This is a genomic window from Desulfovulcanus sp. (assembly GCF_982781345.1).
The window spans coordinates 21,363-42,439 of record NZ_CEYAEZ010000006.1; the positions used below are offsets into that span (position 1 = coordinate 21,363).

Here is a 21,077-nt window from a genome sequence, read left to right on the forward strand (position 1 = left end):
GACAGTTAATTATTGCATTAAATGTTTCAATCCACGCCCCTGCACGAGGGGCGACGGCTCTTGTATTATTGTATCCCAAAAGTATTTCAGGTTTCAATCCACGCCCCTGCACGAGGGGCGACAAATACATGATTCAAAGCGGATTGGTGCAAAACGGTTTCAATCCACGCCCCTGCACGAGGGGCGACACAACTACCAATCCAACCTGCAAAACCACCTAACTGTTTCAATCCACGCCCCTGCACGAGGGGCGACCTGTAGAGCTAGTCAAAAAGGAAATTAAAATAAAGGTTTCAATCCACGCCCCTGCACGAGGGGCGACATTTATCGTGAGTTAAACGAGGCATTAGAGAGATTAGTTTCAATCCACGCCCCTGCACGAGGGGCGACTTTCGAACTTCAAACTTATTGTCCTTTAATATCACAGGTTTCAATCCACGCCCCTGCACGAGGGGCGACCGCCGAAAACGCAGGCAACGAAACAAAGAACAAGTTTCAATCCACGCCCCTGCACGAGGGGCGACAAAATGCGAGCCCTGCGTACGTTTTTTATAACTAGTTTCAATCCACGCCCCTGCACGAGGGGCGACCTTCATAAGCCACTCCATCAATAACAATAGTCGCAGTTTCAATCCACGCCCCTGCACGAGGGGCGACTAACCACAAGCCAACAAAAAATTAACCTTTACGGTTTCAATCCACGCCCCTGCACGAGGGGCGACAGCATGGTCCCGAATCCAAACAGCCCTGTCACCGGTTTCAATCCACGCCCCTGCACGAGGGGCGACCTTCTCTTTTGACCTTATCTATTTCCTGCTCCGGTTTCAATCCACGCCCCTGCACGAGGGGCGACATTTAATAAATCGTGGTATAGATGATTTAGTAAGTTTCAATCCACGCCCCTGCACGAGGGGCGACAAGCGAATTGGCTGGCAGGGCCACGGCAGATGTTGTTTCAATCCACGCCCCTGCACGAGGGGCGACTTGCCGGTCAGGTATCAGGAGAAGTTATTGAACCGGTTTCAATCCACGCCCCTGCACGAGGGGCGACCACGCTATAAACACGATATAAACACTAGTCAAAAGTTTCAATCCACGCCCCTGCACGAGGGGCGACCGGTGGTTTAGGTTTGTTGCGTTCAACTTTATCTTGGTTTCAATCCACGCCCCTGCACGAGGGGCGACGTCTCCATAGCTTCATCGCCGGTGATCGGTTCTAGTTTCAATCCACGCCCCTGCACGAGGGGCGACATAATTTTTCGGAAAAATAATTGATTGAGTAAGAGTTTCAATCCACGCCCCTGCACGAGGGGCGACTGGTACAACTTTTTAATTTGTTACATTGATAGCGTTTCAATCCACGCCCCTGCACGAGGGGCGACTCAGTTACAAGTTGATTCTGGGTCTCCGGTTATTGTTTCAATCCACGCCCCTGCACGAGGGGCGACGGGGCTAAAAAACCATTTAGTGAGGTTGGTTTGAGTTTCAATCCACGCCCCTGCACGAGGGGCGACCGGTTAAGTTGGATTTAAGTAAAAAATAGGGGTTGTTTCAATCCACGCCCCTGCACGAGGGGCGACAAATATCAAATTACAAAAATTCGCCGGAATTAGAAGTTTCAATCCACGCCCCTGCACGAGGGGCGACGGGCTGTATGTATTAGCCACGTCCAGCGGTTTAGTGTTTCAATCCACGCCCCTGCACGAGGGGCGACCTTCTTTTTACTTTAATTGCAAAAGTCAGAACTTCGTTTCAATCCACGCCCCTGCACGAGGGGCGACGGCTGTGGGCACAGGATGAAGAGAAAAAACAGGATGTTTCAATCCACGCCCCTGCACGAGGGGCGACGGGAGGGGTGAAATGATAGTAAAAGAGTTAATTGAGTTTCAATCCACGCCCCTGCACGAGGGGCGACTTCATTCTCGGTCAGTTCCGGCACGTCATCAAGCGTTTCAATCCACGCCCCTGCACGAGGGGCGACTCGTTCTCCCTTTATGTTATTGTGTTTCCTTAGCGTTTCAATCCACGCCCCTGCACGAGGGGCGACCTTTATAAACTTTCCAATACGAACGCCTAAAACTGTTTCAATCCACGCCCCTGCACGAGGGGCGACATCTTTTAAACACTCTCCGAAGTAATCAACAAGAGTTTCAATCCACGCCCCTGCACGAGGGGCGACCCAGATAATCAGCAATTATCCGATTATCAGTTGTTTCAATCCACGCCCCTGCACGAGGGGCGACATTAAGTGTGGTCGGCAAATAACTGATACGCATAGTTTCAATCCACGCCCCTGCACGAGGGGCGACTGTCTACTTTTATTTTATTGAATTTTAAACAAAAAAATTGCTTTCCTTGCGAAGGTATAACTTTTTGAAATAAAAAATATTTTTCAACTTATACGCCTAAATAACAACCTAAAATAATTAAAGAAAATATTTTGCGAAAACTATAGGAATTTTATGTTCTCTTGTGGTTCGCAACCGTATTGTTTTGTTATTCCATTTGCCTAACCAAACCAAATAAACGACATGCCTGGTTCATGTCGTTGTCAGAGAAAAAGTCTATACTATTAAGGGATCTTCTAAATCCACTACCTCCTTAGCTCCAATATGTTCGACACGTCTTTTCCAGTTGGAGCCGAGGAAATAAAAACGTAAACTATCTTTTTCAGGATCAATTATATTTATTAATTTTGCCTTGAATACTGCCCATTGGGCAGGATCAACTATACATTCAAAAACAGAGTACTGCACCCTTTGGCCATAATTCTGGCAGGTTTTAGCTACTCGACGCAAGCGTTTTGCCCCAGTTGCATCAATAGTTGACACATCGTAACTGACAAGAACCATCATTTGCTATCTCCATATAAAAGGGGGATATCCATCCAAATCCTTCCGAAGATAACGAGCTAAAAGCATGGCCTGAATATGAAAAATAAGACCCAGCTCCATTTTTTTCTTGAGAAACGGATGGGTTATTATTGCTTTTTTTCGTTTTTGATAGGCCACCAAAACTTCCTTCCGCGTTTCTTCATTCATAAATACCGCGCCTGTTTCATTTTGGGTAAACCCCTGTGGTTTGACTTGCTTCTGGTTAATCAATGAAAGCACAAGTTTATCTGCTATAATTGAACGAAACTCCTCCATCAAATCCAAAGCCAGGCCAGGGCGGCCAGGACGGTCTCTATGCAAAAAACCAACAGCAGGGTCTAAACCTACTGTTTCCAGGGCTGAACGCACATCGTGAAGAAGAATGGTATAAACAAAAGAAAGGAGACAGTTAATACGATCCAGAGGAGGACGACGGTTACGACCTGAAAACTGAAAATGTTTTTTTTGGCTGAGTACAAGCTGATCAAAGGCATTAAAATATGAGTGCGCAGCATCCCCCTCGAGGCCGCGCAAGGCATCCAAGTCCAAGTCAGGTGAAACCTGAAGCAAAGTAGCTGCAATCCTGTCGCTTGCACTTTTAACAGTATCCTCTTCAATTTTATCTGCATGGTCACGCAGCATTCTTTGCAAAACACCCCTTGAATTAATCAACTTGCCTGTAAGAATAAAATATGCAATCTGGGCCGACTTTGTTCCATCGTCCGCCTGTCGATACTGTTCACGCCGCAGAAGCACATTGCCAGAGACTGGTCCTTGAACTTTTGCCAGAAAACGGCCATTTTCCGTTAAAAAACTAATAGCCACATTATGTTCTGCACAATGGGCCATTAAAAAAGGACTGCATGAAACCTGACCAAAACAAACAATCCCTCCCAAGTTATGAATTGGAATTCTCAACCTGACTTTTTGTTCTTTTTTTACTACAACGCATTCACCTTCTTTGGCTAAATATGCCCCCTGAGTTGTTACATAAAGGGTATTTAGAATTTTTTTCATACCTTTTTTATTCTATCCCCCGCCCCTATGTGAGAGGTGACAATTTTTACTTAAGTCGAAGAGTTAATAATAGCCTGTTTTAAATATCTCGTGGCAGATTTATGGCCTGTGCAGATTCGAGGCATACACCTAGATAAAAATGAGCATCTCTCACATTTAGAGCTGTATTGAGCAGGCGGGGTCTGGCCGGAAGAGATAAGTTCATGCAATTTTAGCGCTGTCTGTTCTGTTTGCTCTCGCAATGGTCTATTAAACTCCACAAGCAAACGGCGCTTTGTTTTGCCATAATAAAGATAACCGCAATCAATCGAGTAACCAAGCATTTCCTCCAAACACATAGCCTGAGCGCAAAGCTGAACCAGGTCACAATCATCTTTTTTGGGTCTACCGCGCTTATATTCTACAGGCCGAGGACGCAGTGCTGATTTACCAGCATCTTCTTTATAAAATTCCACAACATCTGCCTGACCAACCAACCCAAGACGAAAAGAACGCAGGGACAGAGCACGCACAATACGCACCCTACCCCTTGTCTCATGAGTGTCCGAATGCACGCGCTCGTGCATAATACGTCCTTCAGCAGTATATCTATTCTCCACCCATAAGCGCTCTACATGAATCAAAGCACATTGTCTGGGACAATAAATTAAATGCTGTAAGGCTGATAAAGGAAGCAATTCATCTTCAGAGTACATAAACACGGGTCACTTCTCTGTTTCCTTCTTTTTGAACTGTTGCATTTTTTGCAACAGTTGCTTCGCGAACAAGTTCACCACTTTGAAAGATATTACGCAGGTGACGCGAAATTACAGACTTGTCACGATCAAACAGCTTTGCCATCTGATTCAACGTGAGCCAGACCGTCTCATCTTCAAGCCGCACATCAACCGCTGCTTTGCCATCCTCGGATTGGTAGAGGAGCAGTTCGCCCTGTTTAAAAGCCATATTTGTTCTTTCCACAAGTTGAAAACTGTTAAAGTCGCTTAGTTACAAGTAAAGCAACTGAAACCACAAAATGTAAAATCGATAACAGAGCCTTATTAATCAAGCTTATCTATATCATCAGGAAACTCAAGCAACTCAACGCCATCGGGAATTACGTCTTTGTTTACATTTACTTCATAATCATCGTATGTCCGTGGAAACTGCTTTCCATCCTTGAGCTTTATTTTTACAACTTGTTCAAACAGAAGTTGGGCTGGACAACATCCTAATTTTGCCTGACGGAGCCGCTGTTCTTCCACAGTATCAGTCCCAATATGTTTAATTGCGTAAACCACGCGGGTAGCCATTATCCCCTTACTTGAAGAACGGTCATGCTCATACATATTCAACAACGCTTCCACAAACAGTTTAAGATCATCCGGTGTAAATCCCGTCTGTTCAGCAAGATGAGCGCTGACAAATGCCTTGCCAATAAAGAATCCGTAAGGGATTATCGATTTACGCCCAAAGGTTCTCATCTTGTCTTCAGGTTGTTCATCCTCCCATTTCCTGTAATCTTTACTGCTATTGGCATCTTTTAAGTTATCAGCAACAGCCATGCGCGTCATGGAAATATCTAATTGCATTATTGGATCTATTGATTTAGCAAAAGCAATTTGAACAGGGCCTCTAACCTGTCCGGCATTTGCGCCTGTGGACATAACCGCGCCAAATGTTCGCACATCATAAAAATTCTGACACATCCATGCTCTTGCAGCCGAAACCTGATCTTTCGTCGCGGAAGTAGGTAGATTACCATTCGTCTGTTCATGGGCAACAGCGATTTGTGTGTTTAAATTCGTAGCATTCTGAATATAAATCGCGTTTGGCGCAACATTGCCGTAAGCCAATTGAACATAATTTCTGATGCGGCGTTTTATTGCCACATCGGAAACAAGTCCTCGCATATCCTGAGGGTCAATCCTTGGTGTATTTCCCGCATCCGGATCACCATTAGGGTTGCCGTTTTCACAATCAAAAAGAAACAAAAACTCATAGCGATGTTTAATTGGCGCAGTCATTCTTTTCTCCTTTTTTTGATTCAGTTTTTTTCTTTGCATACGCTTCAGCCTTTCTCTGATTCATATCAGCGATTTGCTGATAATATCCCAGGGCAAACCACGATTGCTCTGCCAGCGGTAGCATATCCGGTACTTCCTTTAGATCAATATTCCGGCTAATTTCCGCAATATTACGATTTATGGCTTTTGCCGCGGTTTTGTTTAAGTTCTCCAGTTTGCGTAAATGATGCTGACTTTGAGCGAGCAAACGGCCATACACTAATTTTGGGCAGGTGCTGGCAGTGGTATAGAAACGATCCACAACGGTTGCTCTGACATTTTTACCACCATCGCTTTGATGAGCAGCTCTCTGCAACTCGGCCAGTACTGCAAACAGACAACCCAACCAATAGACACTGTTTTTATTTTTTTCTTTTTCTTCCATATTAATCTCCTGTTTGATATTCCGAATTAAATATGCCTTGATAAGTCCTATCCGGGCATAGAGCCTGGAGCGCCGCATTCCCATTTTTTCGCCATTTGCGTCAATGGCGTTTGCCCATTCGTCCGTCAACATACTTTCACGAAGTCGTTCCAGAGCCAGACGTACGGTATTTTCGGGAAAAGGCACCACACGTCCACCAATGGCAGCACGCCAGATGGCATCTCGAAAACCGGACACCGGTTTTATCCAGTCCTGCTTCTTCTGTTGAGGCTTTCTTTCTTTGAGCAGACAGGTTATGAGAGTCTCAATTTTAGGAGGTCTGGCTGCACCTCGTCCGGAGAGGCGCGGTATCTCAAGGTCGGAAAACCATTGATCAAAATTCTTAGCCAACTCAACAAAACTCCCCTCCATCCAATTCTGAACAACAGCACGCCCCTTGTTGCCTTGCAGTGTCAAAGCACAGTACTGAACATCTCGAAGATGATGTACTTTGCCGCTGGCAACGGACTGAAGAAATTTTCTGGCATCAAGAATCGCCTGATCTTCCTGCTGTTTGTTGTTTTCAGTCTCATCCTCATCTTCCACAAATTTACCAAAGCCGGTGAATGCTGCTTGAATGATGTCTTCTATCGGTTCAATTTCTTTGGAGTACCAATAAATCACTTCTGATCCGGCAAGCTCCTGATGACAGTAATTGAGCAAATGATTAATTGCGGCAGTATATTTCACTGACGCGTCCACCGAGACAGGTGCATTTTCTCCCTGAAGAAAACCGTATGACTGAAATGCCCCTTTACCTTTATCAAAGCTGATTAGTGATGTTTCAGCAGTACCGCCAACACGAGCAAGTCCTTTTATTTTAGGATGCGTCAACAGAGGTTGAGCATTTTCGCCTGAAAGAAAGCAACGTGCTTTGTACTTACCCAACGAATCAGTTAATTCTGCATGTTTATTTTTCCACCAATCATGCCATGATTCGGTACGGACGAAAATTTTCAATTCATCATTATCCAGAACAGCAAAGGTGGCATTATTTGTTTCTTTCGCCTTGTGTTCGGCTAAATCTGCATGAATTTTTTCCAGTACTTGTTGTTTCCTCATAACTTTGGATATTATTCCTAATAAAGGGATCGCCTCTGAAGCCTCTTGCAACAAACGCATGCAGAATTGATTTTTTCCGAGCCTTTTGAATTCCGGATTTTGAAAAATCCTGTCTACAATCCCTTGTCTTCTCAAAAATGTTTGTACATCTTCTCTTTTACCCCTGTTTCTTCTTTTTAATAGATTTCCCCATTTCTTTTTGTAATTTCCTTCCCGCAATTCCAGGTATTCTTTCTGTTCAAAAAGAGAAATAATCTGTCTGGACAATGACTCTATTTCCTCATAATCCGGCTCCTGCCGGAGATGGTTGAGCAGTTCTTCAGTTGCGGCTTTTAATTCATCAAGGGCATGGTCAAAAGAATTATCAGCGGGTGGTGGATAAAACGCAAGAAACTCGATCGTGTCCACCAGAAAATGGCGAATAGGTTTGTCACCCGATGTCTGCAAATGCGGAACACTATCGAACTCTTCTCCTGATGGGCCATAATCATGGAGGCCAAGATACTCTCCTTGAGGAGAAAACCGAAAAAGGAACCGGATACGTTTGTTAGAAAAACCAGCCTCACCCCTGATCCCATGCAGGTCGGCATATTCAAGCAGTTTATGAAGCATAAGTTACCTCCGGTTTTAAAACCTGCGGATCATGATAGGCTGGCACATGCAAGCAGCCATTTTTGATTTCTGCCTTAAAAACAGAGACAAATGGTTTGGTAAATTCATTGTTTATCATTCCAAGATCAAATACATCATACAGCATAAACCCCAGATCCTGATTAAAATCAACAGATGGTGATAGTTGTGAACTATCTGGTATGTATTCAAAAAATGCAGGAAATTCACGGCATCCCATACATGGCATGACAAAAAATTTCCCTTGCCTTGCTCGCCGTTCAAATTGGTTATCATATGCCTTAATGGATTTTTCAAAACCCGGACGGGCAACAATATGGGCATGGATACGAAACACCGGATTCTTTAATGCCATAGTCTGGCGTTGTTGGCGGCATTCATCCGCAAAAATAGGAGCTATTTTCTCTGGATTTCTCATCCATTGTTTGATTGTTCTATCAGCAACAACCGTATGAGAAACTTCATTACGGCGCAAAGCAATATAGGAAGGATAAGAAAGCAATTCGATTTTCTCCACCTGCCAATAAAATTGAGCGGTTTTTGTGTGACGATTGTACGCCTTGCAATAAATGGAATCAAATATTCCCCTTGCCGCACTTGGTGTAGGACAGGGATAACTAAATCGTTCTGTTTTTAATTCCGGGCGCGAGAAGCAGCCGAAATCACTCCATATCTTTAACGTATGCGTTTTGCCTCTTTTCATGTCGGCACCTCCTAACAAATTCCCACAAAATTTTCTGGTAATCGTAATCCACACAGATCGTCATACTCTGCTTCCGGAAGACAAATAAACCAATCTGCGTCATGATTATCGTACCGCAAAGTTGGTCCAAACTGTACAGGCTCCAATGCCTGCCATTGAAACGAATCACGATCAGGACGGAAAAGTCCCACGGCATGCTCTCTGGCCATAGCCACCCATTGCCGAATTTCCTGTCCTGTCATGTAGTCTCGCTTCTGAACAATATGACATAGATATGCAAATCTTTCTTTATCATAAGGAACAAGTACATTCACTGTATCCCCGGGAATAAGTTTGTATTTTTTTGCCACATCGTCAAATTGCCCGGCTTTAACCGCCTGAAACAAATCAGCCTGTGACCCACGAATTGTTTCATAACGTCCGACCTGAAAAAATAACTTATAATAACGATGAATAAATCCGGGAGAATTTAATAAATTCAAATGATCAGGATTCCTTCCGCATGTTCTGTATTCCGCCAACAACATTTTTGTTGTGGAAATTCCTTCATTGTATCCTGGTGGGAAAAATCCTTTTTCATCTTTTGGTACAAAAACAATAACAGTCCCTTTTTTTTCACCATGCCTGTTACATCTTCCCGCTGCCTGGGCTATTGCTTCCAGAGGGGCCATAGCACGATATACCAGTAGAAAACTGATATCAACTCCTGCTTCCACGCATTGAGTCGCAACTAGCAAAACAGGCTTATCGTTTTCCAGTCTTTTTGAAACAATGGACAAAACTTTTTTCCGATGATTTGGACACATTAATGTCGAAAGATGATAAATAGTGTCTGGATTCGTACGTTCTGCAAGTAGTTCCGCCAATTGTCGAGCGTGTCGTTTCAGGTTCAAAATACATAGACACTGTTTTTCGCAGGCCAGCAGCTCTTCGGCGAGATTTTCCAGTTCTATACATTCCTGTTCTCTCCAGACTACCTGTGCTCTCCCTGCCATAGCATCAAACATCCGCTGAATCTTACATTCAGGAATTAAAGATTTTGGCTTCCAACAGACACCGGAATATTCTTCTATTGTCTGCGAAAGAGTTTCAAATGCGGGTTGTGTTGCTGTTGAAAAAACAATCGTGGAACCATAAGGACCGTTAGGGGCAGCCAGCCGGGAAAGTGTGGCCAGGGAAAGTGTAGCCAGAGAGGGAGGCAAAGATTGTGCTTCATCAAATAGGATGACACTTTTGGCTAGTCGGTGCAATTTCCTTAACTGTGAACTTTTGCATGAATGCAGAGATTCAAAAAACTTGACTGAAGTTGTTAATATTATAGGGGCATCCCAATTTTCCGCCAGCAATTTTCTGGTTCGTTGCCCTTTATTCTCCAGATCATAATCGCCATCAATATCTCTAAAGCTGGCTAAGCTATGATCCTCCAGGACAAAATTTTCTGGAAAACCATTCTTTTCTGAAAAAATTTCACGATATATTTTTGCCGTCTGGTCGATAATGTTCAAAAATGGCATCACCAAAACAATTCGCCGCAAATCATTTATTTGAGCATGATGAAGGGCAAAAGCCAGCATAGATAAAGTTTTTCCTGATCCAGTAGGTGCAGTTAAAGTAAATATCCCGGCTGGTTGCCTGCCTGCCTCTAAACAACTTAAATAAAGAGTTCTTCGAACATTCCCCACTTTTTTATTTTTTGTATTTTTTTTATCAACAACATCCATAAGTACAGATAAGGCTTTTTCAGGATTTAATGGAGGACCTTCTGGACGATATTTTCTCGGCACTACCGAATCTCCGGCAAAATGAGCCTCTGTTTCAATAAAATCTGCATCAATTAATGCTGAAACTGTCATGCGAACATCCAACATATCCGCAGCCATCTTTCCTGAAAGTAATTTTTCAACTGGTTTAATATGAATATCTGGAAAATCATTGACAAATCTTTCTGCCAGTATGCCAATCTCTGTTTCTGTATATTGATCTGGATTCTCTCTAAAATCTTGCAAGATTTCTCTAAGCAGTTGCTTGCGGCTACCAAAAAACTTTTTCAAGCCACCGTGATGGTAAAGAATCGCCAACGCCAATGGCAAACCATTTTTATAATGATATGCAACCCAACAAGCTCCTGAAGCAGCATGATTCCTTCCGGCTACCTTTCCTGGATTTTCAAGACGTTCTTTCATTTGATCTGCATACTTCCCTAGATCGTGATGGAGTCCAGCAATTTGGCCAGAATATTCTTGTCCCCATGATTTCATGTAATTAGCAGTTCGATTAGCAACAGCACTCAAATGTATTGCCAACAATTCAAGTTGACCACTTCCATTACCATTTTTACTATGTCCTAACCAGCTCATCTTTTGATATTCCCTTTGAGTTCAAAAATGTTAATTACAAATTTTAACATCAAACCCTTCTCTTTGTTTTTTTCCTCGTGTGTAAATAACTACTGATATAAATCATGACAGATAGCCGAAACATTTTTTAAATGTTCATAAACAGTCTGGGCAGTCTGATCGAATTGTCTATAATGGGCGATGTAATTACGTGATATCTCTGTAACCTTTTCTTCTGAAAAATTATATCTTTTATGTCCATACATTGAAAGTTTTAGCAAATCAACTCCAGACACACTATTATCATCTTCAATGAAGTCTCCCTGCACAGCAGAAATATTTTCCCGATATATTCTGCCTTTATCCATCGATCTTGCCAGATAAAATGCAATCATTTTGCGTACATAACTAAGTTTTTACCATTGTTTCGAATAAACACCACAGCATTAGTATCACGTTTATTGTCATATTCAATTACAAAGAATACCTCCTCATAATTTAAATTTTATAGTCACCTCTCCGTGCACAATTTTCACAAACCTTTCTTTGTGATAGCGAAATCCAACTAACCTAGTGGCAAATTTCTTTGTCTTTTCATACCATTGCAAAGCTTCTTCTTCGAAGTTATACGGACAATTGCCAAAAACAAAAGTCAGGTTGTTGACTAACCATTTATTTTTGCTGTAGTCAAATTGTCCCAGAAAATATTCAAAAAATATTTCCTGCAATTTTTCATCACCAACTATTTTTCTAAACAGGGACAATAAACCCTTATTCAGATACAAAGTCGTAATTGATGGGCGTATCCGGTGTCTGCACCTGCCAGAAAAAATAGTCTAATGTTTTTTTAACCGCAGACCTTTTAAGGGGTAAGAATTAAGGGATAAGGTGTAAGGGCAACTTACTTATTCCGCTTTTTTAAAGTTTATCATCTTGCTTATTCCTTTATCCTTCCCGGCCTTTCAGGTCGGGACAACTGTGCGAGCGGCAAGTTGCCGGGCGCGCTTGTCTGCGTGCGTCTGCGGTTAAAATATAAGCTTTCATAAATAGTAAGTGCAGCTATCGGATGCACCCCAGAACACCTGAGTCTGTTTCCTGAAATACAAAATGTTTTGAAATCAGTTATAAAATCTCAAATTGCATGACTTCTTTACTTTAGCTTGTAATGCATACATATTACATTGACCTTTTTTTAATCTTCCTGATATTTAACATAACAGGGTTATCATATAGTGATATACCTATCATTTATTTTCATTTTTTTGGAGAAAATCATGAGCAAACTTGAGCGCATTTACTTTTTTCATCAGCAGGTATTGTCCGATAATTATCCTAATGCTTCCGGTATAATAGACGAATTTGAGGTTTCTAAAGCCACTGCTCACAGAGATATTGAATATATGAAAGAGAGGCTCCTTGCTCCTTTGAAATTTCATCATGGTAAAAACGGCTATTATTACGAAACACAATTTTCTTTGCCTTTTGAAAACAGCCCGCAAATTATTTTTTTACTGGCTATGGTACATAGACTGGCTGAAGAGTCAGGGCTTTCGGCACTACCCGAGGTGGAAAGGTTAAAAAAACGGCTGGGAGAGCTTTTATCTGCCGACTACAAAAGAATAATCGACAACCTGCGCTGCGAAAGGATAGAGCTGCAAAATATCCAGCCTGAGATATTGAAAACAATAATAGAAGCCTTTCATCTCAGGCGCCGGATGGAAATCATATATTCTAAGCCAGACGGCTCTATTTCCAAACGTATCATAGAGCCTTTACGCTTTATCAATTATCAAGGCCGCTGGTATGTCTTGGGGTTTTGTCATTTAAGACAAGAGCCGCGTACATTCCTTGTCGCGCGTATCCGGGCAGCAAGTGTGCTGAAAATTAAAAGCCGTTCAGAAAATGAGATCGGGATCGATCCGGACAAGCTACTGGACTCGGCTTTTGGTATTTTTAAGGGGGAAGAAACCAGGCAGGTAAAAATTTTGTTTACAGGTAAGGCAGCAAATATAATCAGGGAGCAGAAATGGCACAAGGACCAACAGCTTGAGCCAGCCAAACAAGGAGTAATACTTACCCTTCCGGTGGCAGATTTTACAGAGATAAAGATGAAAGTACTGCAATTTGGGGCTAACGCCAGAGTATTGGAACCTTGTTCACTAAAACAGGACATGGCAGAGGAAATAGCCCGGATGTATGAGGAAAGTAGGATTAAGGGGTAATATTAGGGGTAAAGGGGTAAGAGGGGTAAGAGGTAAAAGGGAGAAGAAGAGATTATAGAAAATCTATTCACTGTTCACGAATAAATGGGGTAAGTAGTGTATTGGAAAAATTTGAGGGTATGGCAGAAAGCGCATGAGCTAGTTTTACAGATTTATAAGGTAACATCCAGATTTCCAAAAAAAGAAATATACGGATTAACAAATCAGATTAGACGGGCTTCAGCTTCGGTGCCAGCGAATATTGTGGAAGGATACTCACGAAATTCAACAAAGGAATATATTAAATTTTTGTTCAATGCACGTGGGTCCCTTGAAGAGGTAAGGTATTTTTTGTATTTAGCAAAAGATTTACAGTATTTGTCGGAGGTGGATTATACGCCTCTTGAGGAGTCTTATAAAGAAGTAAGCAAAATGTTAAATAGGATGTTGTCAACTCTAAAAGGGAAAATCAAATGACTTTCCTTGTACCCCGTACCCCTTAACTCCTACCCCCTTAAACTAGCCTTTACCCCGACAGGTGCAGGCACCGAATACGCACGATGTCCCCTGCCAGAGAACTAGCAAAACTCAATCTGAAAATACCCCAAGAGTGGCTCCGGTTATTTGAAGCTGCTTGAACCAGAGACGTGACTTAAGGTGAATCGAGATTGTTTTGCCGGGTTCCGATTGAATATTTTCCTGGATCCAGATGGTCAATGTGCTTTGTTCTATTTTATGAAATCGTCCACTTACCAAGTCTTTTGGCTGACCCAGGCAAACTGCCGGGAGCTTGGTACCACTTCATCAACCCTGTATGGACATGACATAAATTGTTACATGTCCTCCTTTTTGAAGAATATAACGTGAGGCCTCTGGGGTAACATGAATATCCATTTTACACACCAACTTTACATGGAGCCATGGTCGGAGAAGACCAAAAGCTCTGGTTGTCATTGATTCAGGTTTAAGTTTAAAAAAATATTTTACCATAGAAGAACAAAACAGTAAACCTTAATCCGTAAAGATCACGGTGGGTTAGTATAAATATAAGATAGGGGTAAGAGTTAAGGATTAAGTGGTAAGGGAAACGTATCAGGGCAAGCGCATCTAATCTTTATAAGAGAAAACCTCGCGTCGGGCCGAGGGGTTTTTGTTCGGCTTGGAACTCAAGACGGATAAAAAATGTCTTTCCCTTGGCGTCTTGGCGTCTTTGCGCGAGATTATTCTTTAAAATTAGATGAGTTCCCTGGCCGGGAAACATCTCCCTCTTGACCTGAAACAATATTCAAATTAGTTCCCAAATATAGGCTACAGAAACTGTGCCTTAAAGGTATAGTCTCCAATCAACCAAAAGTCAGTAAAGGTGGATAGATGATTCCTCTAAAAGACAGTATTCCCCATAGGGAAACCCCATTTGTAAATTATGCGATTATGGCAGTAAACATCCTGGTCTTTTTTATCCAGGTTTCTTTACCCGAACCCTATTTAATTACCTTTATCCACAAGTACGGTCTTGTCCCGGCCAGATATACCAATCAAGCCTGGGCCTTTTTTGTCGGTCTGCCTCCGTGGGATTATACACCCTTTTTAACGAATATGTTCCTGCATGGGGGTTGGTTTCATCTTATTTCCAATATGTGGGCCTTGTGGATCTTTGGAGACAATGTAGAAGACAGGCTGGGACACTTCCGTTATCTCATCTTTTATATTCTTTGCGGGCTTGCAGCCAATATGACCCATTTCCTGACCGATTTATATTCCACTATTCCTGTTGTTGGAGCATCCGGGGCAATTGCCGGCGTCATGGGTGCATACCTGATCTTGTTTCCGTATTCCAGGATAATAACTTTAATCCCTATTTTCTTTATCCCTTATTTTATTGAGATTCCGGCAGTTCTGTATCTTGTAGGTTGGTTTGTTTCTCAACTGTTTCCCGGAATACTGGCTATTGTATCGGCAAATAACGGTTCCAATATTGCCTGGTGGGCCCATATTGGCGGGTTTATTGCCGGGATCATCCTTTTACCCCTCTTGCGCAAAAAAGAGTATCGTCGGCTTTATCCTGACGAAATTTTCATTAATTATCGCAACTTATAGGAGGTCACTTTATGCATCCATTTGACTTGTTGTGGATCTTTTTTATTTTATCCGCCCTGCAGCCCGTACTCAAACAAAGAATGCTGGAGGCCAGCAGGCAAAGGCTCATTGCAAAAATTGAGAAAAAACGGTCATCACGGGTCATCCTTTTAGTCCATCGCCAGGAGACCATGAGTTTGCTGGGCTTTCCGGTGTTTAAATACATCGACATCCAGGACTCCGAGGAAGTCTTGCGGGCTATTTACATGACCGATCCTGATGTGCCATTGGATATTGTCCTGCACACTCCGGGCGGTCTTGTTCTGGCCTCGTTGCAAATCGCCCGGGCTTTGAAAAAGCACAAAGGCAAGGTCACGGTTTTTGTTCCTCACTATGCCATGAGCGGTGGAACAATGATTGCCCTGGCTGCTGATGAAATTGTCATGACTGAATCATCTGTCCTGGGCCCAGTGGATCCCCAGCTCGGTGAATACCCTGCGGCATCCATTGTCAAACTTACCCAGCAAAAAAGCACCGATAAGATAGAAGACAAAAGCCTGATCATGGCTGACGTGGCTGCCAAGGCCATTAAACAGGTTGAAGAAGCGGTGTATGAACTGTTGGACGGCAAGGTTGATCAGGCAAAGGCCAGAGAATTGGCCAAGACTTTATCCGAAGGCAGATGGACTCATGACTACCCCATCACCTTTGAGGAAGCCCAAAAGCTGGGCCTAAATGTATCTAAAGATATGCCGGCTGAATTTTTACAGCTCTTAAGCCTTTACCCTCAGCCCGTACGCAAAATGCCTACTGTTGAGTACCTGCCCATCCCCAAAAAAAGTAAACAATAGTTTTTATTGAGCTGATTGCTTTGGCCCAGGCTAGAATTTGTCCTGGGCCAAATATTCACTTCTTCGCTTGCGAAGGGAAAATGAACGAAAAATGAAACTCGTTCTTGTCCAGCCTCCTATTCAGGACTTTTACCAGACCAGCATCCGGCTACAGCCCATCGGCCTGGCTTATCTGAAGGGAGCTGTGCAAAAGTTTCTGCCTGAAGTAAAAGTTAAAATACTTGACTTTCACCATGGCTTTGGCCGCAAAACTATTCCTATCCCCAGGGAACTCTCCTATTTGAAAGACTTCTACCCCTGTCCGGATACAAGCCCGTTCTGCACATTTTACCATTATTACCATTTTGGAGCGGATTTTATCCAGGCCGCGCAGATCGTGGCCGAGGAGCAACCAGACCTCGTGGGGATATCTATTCTCTTCTCTCCATACTTCAGAGAAGCCCTAAGACTTGCTCAAGAAATCAAAAAAAGAATCCCTGTGCCTGTTATTGCCGGCGGCAGCCATGTTTCGGCAGAGCCTTATTCAATTTTAAAAAAAGAATGCATTGATTTTATCATCCAAGGGGAAGGTGAAAAGCCCCTGGTGGAGTTTTTAAAGGAATTTACAGGAGATAAAAACTACGCACGGGTACCCGGTTTGGGATTTAAAGAAAATGGGCAGGTACATCTAAACCCTGTAGGATCCAACTATGATCTGGATAAACTACCCCTGCCCGACCTGTCGGATTTTCCCCTGACCAGGTATCGGATGGGCAAAGACCCCATCTATTTTATAACCACGTCCAGGGGATGCCCGCATAAATGCTCCTTTTGCTCGGTCGGGGCCACATTTGGCACGGGATATCGGAAGCGAACCGTAGATTCTATCCTGGAAGAAATGAAAATTCGCTACGAGCAAGGTTATCGGGTCTTTGATTTTGAAGACGATAACCTCACTTTCTTCCAGGATGAAATGAAAAATCTATGCCTTGCCATTCAAAAAACTTTTCCCCCGGGGCAGATCCGGTTGGTGGCCATGAATGGCCTCTCTTATCTTCACCTTGATGACGAACTGCTGACTCTTATGCGCCAGGCCGGCTTTACCGACCTGAATCTTGCCCTGGTCAGCTCTGACCAGTCAGTGCTTAAATCCTGCCACAGGCCGCATACGGTTGAAAAATTTACACAGGTCGTGAACAAAGGTTTCGAGCTCGGTTTCCACATGGTTGCCTACCAGATATTGGGGCTTCCGCAGGAAAGTCTGGCCTCCATGATCAAGACCCTCGCCTTCCTGACCAGCCAGCCCGTGCTTATCGGCCCATCCCTGTTCTACCTGGCACCGGGCTCAAAGATTGCCCAAAAGTTTGCCCCCTTGGCTGAAAAGGATTTTTTTCTGGCCAGATCCACGGCAATGGCCATAGAAACGCAAAATTTTAGTCGCGAAGATCTTTATTCTCTGTTTATTTGCACGCGTATTATCAACTTCCTGAAATCAATCTCCGGCAAGGAGAATATCAAGCTCAGCCAGGTTCTTTGCATGAAACAGGCATCAAACAAACGATTTGATCTCGGCCTGACCATTTTAAACAGACTCATCCTGGAAAAGGCCCTGTATGCTTATAATGGCCAGAGCTTTCATAGGCTGCCAAAATTCAAATGGGAAATTTTTAAGAGAGTATTTTCAAACCTAAAGTTTATCACGTGTAAAGATAAGACCAGGATTGAAATAGATGTGGATTTTTAAGGTTTAGGTAATAATTTGGCTATCCAAGTTTTCTCAATTAAAATTTTTTCATCAGAATAAATCCTGCCTACAAATTTATCACCGGTTTTGTAAGTTCCGACTCCTTTTGGAGTACCAGTCATAACGATATCGCCATCCTCTAAGCTCATAAAACTCTTTATCTCTTTTAAAATTTCAGCAGGTTTATATATCATCAGGTCATATCCACCGGACTGAAGCAATTTATCATTGATTAAAAGCTCTAGTCTTAAAGACTTAAAATCACCGTCAAACTTTACAAACTCACTAAAAACAGCAGAATTATCAAAAGCCTTTGCCCTCTCCCAGGGTAAACCTTTTGACTTTAATTTGGTTTGCAGTTCACGTTTTGTCAGATCAAGACCAAATCCTACCCCGGCAATCTCTCCTTTTTCAATGACAAAACAGATTTCCCCTTCAAAATGGCAATCTTCACTTATCCAGTAAAGTTCATGTGAAATTGATGAATTTGGTTTGTTAAAAATTACCATTGAAGACGGGATTTCATTATTTAACTCTTTAATATGTTCAACATAATTTCTACCGATACAAACAATTTTAGAAGGAATCAGTTCTTTTGAATTAAAAATTACTTTTTTCATAACCCCTGAACCCTGTGATCTGTTTCTTTTCTATACCTGTTGAAAAACAACCTCTCTCGCCCGTTCGCTTCGAGACGAAGTTGTTCTTATGCATTTTTTATGGCTTCAACTTCTAACCTAACCATTTTAACATAAATTTTTCCTTCTGAGTCAGGTGGATTCTTCTGAATATACCGATTTACAATTTCATCAACGAACACTTCTCTTTTTTGTTTGGGAATTCGTTGTGTGTAAGGCAACCAAATTGTTCTTATCCAGCCAGCTAATCCAGAGCGTCCCTCATGAATCATATCTTTAGTAAAAAGCTCGACACGGATGGGGTTAAAGCCAGAATATTTCAACCACCTTTTATAATCTTTTGGACAATGAAAACCGTAAGGGAATTCAAAGTCTTTAAAATATGAACACCATTCAGCTTCAGCTTTTACTTCATCCAATACAGAAATAACAGAAGCAGCGTTACCCTGCCCCCCCATTTGAAGAAGAATTCTTCCTCCTGGACGGAGACTTTTATAAATACCCTCAAGTACTGGGATATGGTCAATAACCCAATGCAAGGCAGCATTAGAGAAGACGACTTCAAACTTCTGTTCAAACGGCAACTTCTGTGCATCCGCAAGCTGGAAAGAAAGATTGGGATATTTTGTAGCTGGATAATTAGTCTCTGCTAAGTCAATCATTGATTCAGAATTATCGACACCAACTACAGAGCCGTTAGGTACATTTGCTGCTATTTCGGCAGTCACCTTGCCGTCACCACAACCAATGTCTAAAATATTTTCATCCCCGTTCAGATTAAGCTTGGATATTAACTCTCTGGCCCAACCCAGTTGAGCTGACGAGTGTTTGGCATAATCTTCTGCATCCCAACTATACTTGCTCATTGATATCCCTTTTAACGCATAATAGATAGATAGTAATAGGATTACTTGATGGAATTTCTCTAGTTCCTCAGTGGAGCTGCGGTTAAAATATAAGCTTTCATAAATAGCAGGTGCAGCTATCGGATGCACCCGTTCCTCATTTACCTAAATTTTACGATTTTGACTGATTTTTACAGCAACCACCTTAAAACAATACAATAATATTCTTTGGCGATTATACTTTTCACCAACTGAGTGAGATTGCCACGGTCAGCTTCGCTGCCCTCGCAATGACATAGCGCTCATCCTGTCATTCGAAGAGCGAACGTAAGCGAAACGACGAAGCAATCTCAAACTATTTGCCGTGAAGAAATTGCAAAATTTAGGATTTAATTATTCTGTACTTCAGTTTGAGCAAAAAAGAAAACAAAGATTAGTATTGCCTGTAAACACAACATGTTAAGAATATCAATTTCTTCATCACGTCTGCGTCGAGAGTCAGAATAAGGTGCTCCATAGGGTAAATTTACATAGGGAGTTATAGATAGCTTTTCACGGTATAAATATCAATGGCGTAAAACATGAATGCATAGAAAAGAAGATGTAATATAAAGGCAAAAACTTTTAGCGTCAGCGAAGTCTTTGCGCCAATGCATGCCCTGTCTCGTTCCCAAGTCCGTCCCTTACGGAAGATACTTAAAAAGGATACCAGGCAGTAGCATTCCACGGCAAAGGGCGGAAAACCCAAAAAACCGGCCACTGGCATCTCAAAGAGTTTGATATCCCCTACAAAGGGCACGGTGTATATCCATTTGCTCTGTGCCCAAAAATTCCAGAACTCCCACAAAACCCCGCAAATAAGGCCGGAAAAGAGGAGTAAAAAGAATTTTCTCAAAGACCCCTTTTCCCATTCACGTAAAAGAGAAGGTGCGCCAAGGGCATGGTTCACCGGCTCCAGGAGAAATACAAAGGCTCCCCAGATTAAAGGGAAAAAATATCGTGGGTAGGCCAGGGGCAGGACCAAAAACAGCGCCCCCAGGATAAGAAACCATGGATAAAGTTTTTTAGCATCCCGGATCGGTTTTACATTGCGGTCGCTGAAAATTTTATAGGAGGCAAGGAACTCGTAGGTTTCAAAAAGACCGGGAAGCACTGTGCCAAAGGAGAGAAAATAACCAGCCCACCTTAGATGGATAGAAGAAATGATGTTCACGTAGTGCCAGTTTTCGAGAAAAAGATTGAACCATTCAAAGATAAGCCAGAAAAAGGTTGACCAGGGTATGAGCCACAAAAATTCCCTTGCGCGGTCCATAAGGAGGGAATTGCCGGTACGTCTTTTGACCACCCAATCCACAAAAAAGATATAGGGCCACCAGGCAAGGAGGTAAAACCACTGCCCTACCAATGGCTCCCCTAAAAAGAGAAGCACTTCGCAGGCTCCTAAAAAGACCAGGGCTAATGGCCCGTAATAACGCCGTAAAAAGGACATATTATTTATAAAAAGTTTTCGTCTCATGGTTAAAATTCAAACCATACAATGAATGTTTTTTAATGTGAAGACAAGAAATATCGCCGCAAGAACGGCTGCACCTTGGTTTAGTGGTTGAGTAGCTGAGTAGTTGAGTAGGCCAAAGAAAAAAAGTCTCTAAAGTG

The 21,077-nt window shown here is 42.6% G+C and carries 18 protein-coding genes, 1 pseudogene and 1 CRISPR repeat array; of the genes and pseudogenes, 5 read left to right on the forward strand and 14 right to left on the reverse strand.

Translation table 11 applies throughout. The features are described from left to right. Positions 1–23 precede the first annotated feature (23 nt). Positions 24–2,309: a CRISPR direct-repeat array (repeat unit 32 nt; unit sequence GTTTCAATCCACGCCCCTGCACGAGGGGCGAC). A 255-nt stretch (positions 2,310–2,564) separates the two neighbouring features. The 10 genes from cas2 to AC3WVG_RS01845 all read right to left on the reverse strand — a co-directional run bounded on the left by cas2 (position 2,565) and on the right by AC3WVG_RS01845 (position 11,854). Next, positions 2,565–2,855, reverse strand: coding sequence for a CRISPR-associated endonuclease Cas2 (gene cas2, locus AC3WVG_RS01800; protein WP_488796468.1), 291 nt, complete (start codon positions 2,853–2,855; stop codon positions 2,565–2,567). Positions 2,856–2,858: 3 nt separating this feature from the next. After that, entirely contained in the window at positions 2,859–3,890 is a 1,032-nt protein-coding gene (cas1c, locus tag AC3WVG_RS01805) for a type I-C CRISPR-associated endonuclease Cas1c (RefSeq protein ID WP_488796469.1), read from the reverse strand. A gap of 50 nt (positions 3,891–3,940) precedes the next feature. Further along, complete coding sequence (cas4, locus tag AC3WVG_RS01810; protein WP_488796470.1) at positions 3,941–4,585, reverse strand: CRISPR-associated protein Cas4; 645 nt, start codon at positions 4,583–4,585, stop codon at positions 3,941–3,943. Further along, positions 4,575–4,835 (reverse strand): virulence RhuM family protein, encoded by a 261-nt coding sequence (locus AC3WVG_RS01815; protein WP_488796471.1) that lies wholly within the window; start codon positions 4,833–4,835, stop codon positions 4,575–4,577. Before AC3WVG_RS01815 ends, cas4 begins: the two co-directional genes overlap by 11 nt. Positions 4,836–4,930: 95 nt before the next feature. Then, on the reverse strand, positions 4,931–5,896 hold the full coding sequence (gene cas7c, locus AC3WVG_RS01820) for a type I-C CRISPR-associated protein Cas7/Csd2 (protein WP_488796472.1): 966 nt from the start codon (positions 5,894–5,896) through the stop codon (positions 4,931–4,933). Further along, positions 5,880–8,033 (reverse strand): type I-C CRISPR-associated protein Cas8c/Csd1, encoded by a 2,154-nt coding sequence (cas8c, locus tag AC3WVG_RS01825; RefSeq protein WP_488796473.1) that lies wholly within the window; start codon positions 8,031–8,033, stop codon positions 5,880–5,882. The genes cas7c and cas8c overlap by 17 nt, the downstream gene beginning before the upstream one ends. Then, positions 8,023–8,754: a type I-C CRISPR-associated protein Cas5c gene (cas5c, locus tag AC3WVG_RS01830; protein WP_488796474.1), complete on the reverse strand. Its 732-nt coding sequence runs from the start codon at positions 8,752–8,754 to the stop codon at positions 8,023–8,025. Before cas5c ends, cas8c begins: the two co-directional genes overlap by 11 nt. 11 nt (positions 8,755–8,765) lie before the next feature. Next, a complete protein-coding gene (cas3, locus tag AC3WVG_RS01835; protein ID WP_488796475.1) occupies positions 8,766–11,111 on the reverse strand; it encodes a CRISPR-associated helicase Cas3' in 2,346 nt (781 codons plus the stop codon). A gap of 89 nt (positions 11,112–11,200) precedes the next feature. Continuing rightward, the gene (locus tag AC3WVG_RS01840) at positions 11,201–11,458 is read right to left on the reverse strand and encodes a hypothetical protein (protein ID WP_488796476.1); all 258 of its coding nucleotides are present in this window, start codon (positions 11,456–11,458) and stop codon (positions 11,201–11,203) included. Positions 11,459–11,581: 123 nt separating this feature from the next. Further along, positions 11,582–11,854 (reverse strand): hypothetical protein, encoded by a 273-nt coding sequence (locus tag AC3WVG_RS01845; RefSeq protein WP_488796477.1) that lies wholly within the window; start codon positions 11,852–11,854, stop codon positions 11,582–11,584. Positions 11,855–12,364: 510 nt separating this feature from the next. Between AC3WVG_RS01845 and AC3WVG_RS01850 the strand changes: the two genes are divergently transcribed. Both AC3WVG_RS01850 and AC3WVG_RS01855 read left to right on the forward strand, forming a co-directional pair. Further along, complete coding sequence (locus AC3WVG_RS01850) at positions 12,365–13,312, forward strand: helix-turn-helix transcriptional regulator (protein ID WP_488796478.1); 948 nt, start codon at positions 12,365–12,367, stop codon at positions 13,310–13,312. Positions 13,313–13,408: 96 nt separating this feature from the next. After that, complete coding sequence (locus AC3WVG_RS01855; RefSeq protein WP_488796479.1) at positions 13,409–13,768, forward strand: four helix bundle protein; 360 nt, start codon at positions 13,409–13,411, stop codon at positions 13,766–13,768. A 111-nt stretch (positions 13,769–13,879) separates the two neighbouring features. Here AC3WVG_RS01855 and AC3WVG_RS01860 read toward each other — a convergent pair. Further along, a pseudogene (locus AC3WVG_RS01860) lies at positions 13,880–14,074 on the reverse strand (hypothetical protein); the annotation flags it as partial. 588 nt (positions 14,075–14,662) lie between these two features. Here AC3WVG_RS01860 and AC3WVG_RS01865 point away from each other — a divergent pair. The 3 genes from AC3WVG_RS01865 (at position 14,663) to AC3WVG_RS01875 (ending at position 17,941) form a co-directional block, all read left to right on the forward strand. Then, a complete protein-coding gene (locus AC3WVG_RS01865; protein ID WP_488796480.1) occupies positions 14,663–15,388 on the forward strand; it encodes a rhomboid family intramembrane serine protease in 726 nt (241 codons plus the stop codon). An 11-nt stretch (positions 15,389–15,399) separates the two neighbouring features. Then, positions 15,400–16,218 carry an SDH family Clp fold serine proteinase gene (locus AC3WVG_RS01870; RefSeq protein WP_488796481.1) on the forward strand — a complete coding sequence of 273 codons (819 nt, stop codon included), beginning with the start codon at positions 15,400–15,402 and terminating at the stop codon, positions 16,216–16,218. 91 nt (positions 16,219–16,309) lie between these two features. Continuing rightward, complete coding sequence (locus AC3WVG_RS01875) at positions 16,310–17,941, forward strand: B12-binding domain-containing radical SAM protein (protein ID WP_488796482.1); 1,632 nt, start codon at positions 16,310–16,312, stop codon at positions 17,939–17,941. On the opposite strand, the gene AC3WVG_RS01880 is transcribed toward AC3WVG_RS01875, so the two are convergent. The 3 genes from AC3WVG_RS01880 to AC3WVG_RS01890 all read right to left on the reverse strand — a co-directional run bounded on the left by AC3WVG_RS01880 (position 17,938) and on the right by AC3WVG_RS01890 (position 20,940). Beyond that, positions 17,938–18,561 (reverse strand): fumarylacetoacetate hydrolase family protein, encoded by a 624-nt coding sequence (locus AC3WVG_RS01880; protein ID WP_488796483.1) that lies wholly within the window; start codon positions 18,559–18,561, stop codon positions 17,938–17,940. The two genes, AC3WVG_RS01875 and AC3WVG_RS01880, sit on opposite strands and share 4 nt — an antisense overlap. Positions 18,562–18,647: 86 nt before the next feature. Continuing rightward, a complete protein-coding gene (locus AC3WVG_RS01885; protein WP_488796484.1) occupies positions 18,648–19,574 on the reverse strand; it encodes a class I SAM-dependent methyltransferase in 927 nt (308 codons plus the stop codon). A gap of 388 nt (positions 19,575–19,962) precedes the next feature. Then, positions 19,963–20,940, reverse strand: coding sequence for a hypothetical protein (locus AC3WVG_RS01890; protein WP_488796485.1), 978 nt, complete (start codon positions 20,938–20,940; stop codon positions 19,963–19,965). Positions 20,941–21,077: the final 137 nt, after the last annotated feature.